Source organism: Aeromonas sp. 2MA4 (assembly GCF_029237305.1).
GTDB lineage: Bacteria > Pseudomonadota > Gammaproteobacteria > Enterobacterales > Aeromonadaceae > Aeromonas > Aeromonas salmonicida.
This window is the reverse complement of the sequence record NZ_JAACFY010000037.1, coordinates 1-3402: the sequence shown is the minus strand read 5'-3', so window position 1 is coordinate 3402 and position 3402 is coordinate 1. Positions and strand designations below refer to the sequence as shown.

Annotated in this window: 2 protein-coding genes and 1 pseudogene; 2 read left to right on the top strand and 1 reads right to left on the bottom strand. The window is 57.6% G+C overall.

From position 1 onward, the window contains the following. Window positions 1–161 precede the first annotated feature (161 nt). The gene (locus GWQ31_RS21625) at window positions 162–1661 is read right to left on the bottom strand and encodes an alanine/glycine:cation symporter family protein (RefSeq protein ID WP_219590050.1); all 1500 of its coding nucleotides are present in this window, start codon (window positions 1659–1661) and stop codon (window positions 162–164) included. Window positions 1662–1961: 300 nt separating this feature from the next. On the opposite strand from GWQ31_RS21625, the pseudogene GWQ31_RS21620 reads away from it, so the two are divergent. Together GWQ31_RS21620 and GWQ31_RS21615 are read left to right on the top strand one after the other, a co-directional pair. Next, window positions 1962–2394: pseudogene (locus GWQ31_RS21620) on the top strand (GNAT family N-acetyltransferase). A gap of 18 nt (window positions 2395–2412) precedes the next feature. Continuing rightward, window positions 2413–3228: a M90 family metallopeptidase gene (locus tag GWQ31_RS21615; RefSeq protein WP_275910248.1), complete on the top strand. Its 816-nt coding sequence runs from the start codon at window positions 2413–2415 to the stop codon at window positions 3226–3228. Window positions 3229–3402 lie beyond the last annotated feature (174 nt).

Here is a 3402-nt window from a genome sequence, read left to right as displayed (position 1 = left end):
ACACCAAGAGAACGGGGCGAGCCTCGATAGCGGTGTTATGGGAGGGCTGGTTTAGGTTACAGACCCTCCTTGAAGGCTATGAACTGGCACTGTCTCTTGAGCATCAACAGATGTGATCAAGAGACAGGCCGAGGCTGCCATTTTTCGTTGTGTCGTTGCACTTATTTGATGACGGTATCCGGATCTGCCTCGAAGGCATGACCGGTTTTCTCGCGCATCAGGTTGACCTCGGCGCGGTTGTCGATCCAGTAGTCGGCGTTCTTGATACCGAGTTTTTCCGGGTGGAATACTGGGTCGACCCCTTGTGCCAGCTGTGCTTCATAGTCCTTCAGGCAGACGAAGGCGGTTTTTTGCAGCAGCAGGATGGCGACTATGTTGAGCCAGGCCATCAGACCGACCCCTATGTCCCCCAGACCCCAGGCGAGATCCGCCGTCTTGACGGTGCCGTAGACGGTCGCCGCCATCAGGGCAATCTTCAGCAAGAAGGTGAGCCAGGGGCGGTTGATCTTGCGGTTGATGAAGGCGATGTTGGTTTCGGCGATGTAGTAGTAGGCCACTATGGTGGTAAACGCGAAGAAGAACAGCGCGATAGCAACAAAGTAGTTACCAAAGCCGGGCATCATGCTCTCCATGGCGGTCTGCACATAGCCTGGGCCTGCAGCAATGCCGGCGATACCTGTGTAAATGGCTGCGCCATCCGGTCCTTGCACGTTGTAAAGGCCGGTGATCAGCAGCATGAAGCCGGTGGCGGAGCAGACAAACAGGGTGTCGATGTAGACGGAGAACGCCTGCACCAGACCCTGCTTGGCCGGGTGGCTCACAGCGGCGGCAGAGGAGGCGTGGGGGCCGGTTCCCTGGGCTGCTTCGTTGGAGTAAACCCCGCGTTTCACGCCCCACATGATGGCCAGGCCCAGAATGGCACCAAAGCCTGCGTCCAGACCAAAGGCGCTCTTCCAGATCAGCAAGATGATGCCTGGCAACTGGCCAATATTGAGGGCGATGATGACGCAGGCCACTATGATATAGCCGAGCGCCATGAAGGGCACGACGGTACTTGCAAAGCTGGCGATCCGCTTCACGCCACCGAAGATGATAAAGCCCAGCAGCAGAGCCAGCACGGCCGCGGTCACGTTGGGACTAAGGCCGAAGGCGGTGTTGAGGCTGGAGCCGATGGAGTTGGCTTGTACCCCCGGCAGCAGCACGCCGCAGGCGAAGATGGTGGCGATCGCAAAGACCCAGGCGTACCAGGTCATGCCTAGTCCTTTCTCGATATAAAAGGCCGGGCCACCGCGGTACTCACCGTTGATCTTCTCCTTGTAGACCTGACCCAGGGTAGACTCCACGAAGGCAGAGCTGGCACCGAGGAAGGCCACCATCCACATCCAGAACAGGGCGCCCGGGCCACCGAAGGTGATGGCAGTGGCAACGCCGGCTATGTTACCGGTACCGACCCGGCCCGCCAATGTCATGGAAAGTGCCTGGAAGGAAGAGACCCCCGCTTCGTTGGCTTTGCCTTTGAACATCAGGCGTACCATGCCTTTCAGGTGACGCAGTTGTAAAAAACGGCTACGCAGGGAGAAGTAGAGGCCTACCCCCAGGCACAGATAGATGAGCGCAGGGCTCCAAATCACACCATTGATAGCATTGACGATTTCATTCATGTACAACAACTCCTTTGTTGTGCTGTCTTGGCGAGGTCTTTGCCTCGCTCCCTTAAAATGGTGAGTGACCAAGGGGGTCACTCAATCTTGAGCGGGACTTTCAACTACCAAGTCCGTGGGTTTTAACATATCGGTTTGTTCAAGGGCTTCCCAGCGAAATATGTTGTCATGTTGTTAATTTGTGAGTTGGCGTTAACAAATGGTCCTTTTGGTCGGGATGTGTCGGTATCCCCGCCATGATCTCCTCTCTCGTCTACCTGGATTGGTGGTAACAGAGACACAGCAAATTTGAGGCCAAGGATGAAAATAGAAAACCATCTCAATGTGATCCGCCTCGCCGGGCAGGGGGATGCGGTCGCCATGGCCCACCTGTTCGGGCAGCTTGGCTATCCCGCCAGCCCGGTCGAGGTGGCTGAACGCTGGTTGCAGCCAGCTTGTGATCGTGAGGTGCTGCTCGCCTGTCACGAGGTCGAGGCAGTGGGAGTGCTGGTGTGGTATCGCCTGCGGCCCTTGCATGTTGCACCAGACTGGGGCCTGATCTCGGCGCTGGTCGTCGATGAAGGTGCAAGAGGCGCTGGGGGCTGCCTTGCTGGCGACGGCAGAAGCTCGCGCCCTGGCGCAAGGTTGCAGCCAGCTGGAATTGTCCAGCAGTCTCAAACGGCAAGATGCCCATCGTTTCTATCTGTCTCTGGGTTACCTCGAGCGTCCGAAGCGGTTCGTAAAAGTATTTTGATTGGCAAGAGGAGTCTGCGTGTTCTGGTCCCGGTTATGGAGTCTGTTTGGTGGTATGTCCCGACAGGAAGAGAGCGCCCCACGAGCGCTGGAGTGGCAGCAGGCCCTGGCTGTGGTGCCCATCTTGCAGGGATTTTCCAAAGACGATCAGCTGCGGCTGATTGCTCTGGCGCAGCAATTTCTGGCCCGCAAGACCCTGACCCAACTCGGGGTCGAGCTGACTTCCCGTCAGCAGGCGGTATTGGCCTTGCAGGCGGTGCTGCCCATTTTGCATCTTGATCTCGACTGGTATCGTGGCTTTCACGAAATCATATTGATCCCGGAACCTGTGGTCCGTCGTCAGGAGGTACAGGATGAATTCGGTCTGGTGAGCGAGTGGGAAGAAGAGAACGCTGGGGAGTCCTGGCCTCAGGGGCCGCTGGTGCTGGCCTGGAGCGAGTTGCAGCAGGACGGGGATTGGGATGGCTTCAACCTGGTGATCCACGAACTGGCTCATAAACTCGACATGCTGGGGGGGGATGCCGCCGGTGCGCCGCCGCTGCCAAGTGGCATGGATACACGCCAGTGGACCCAGGCCCTGCAAGAGGCGTTCGATGCCATGAATGCCCAGCTGGCCCGCGATGAGGTAACCGCTATCGATCCCTATGCTGCCGAGCATCCGGCTGAGTTTTTTGCCGTGTGCTGCGAGAGCTTCTTTACCGATCCGTTGCGCTTGCGGCAGGTCTATCCCGCTGTATACCGGCAACTGAGCCAGTTCTTCAGCCAGGATCCTGCCCTGCGTTTTCCGGCGACCCGCTTGTTGGCGGGAGAGGCGCAAACGGGGCTAACTGTCTGATAACCGATCCGCAGATGATTTAATCTGAATAGCAAAAAGGCACCCGAAGGCTGTCTCTTGATCACATCTGTTGATGCTCAAGAGACAGTGCCAGTTCATAGCCTTCAAGGAGGGTCTGTAACCTAAACCAGCCCTCCCATAACACCGCTATCGAGGCTCGCCCCGTTCTCTTGG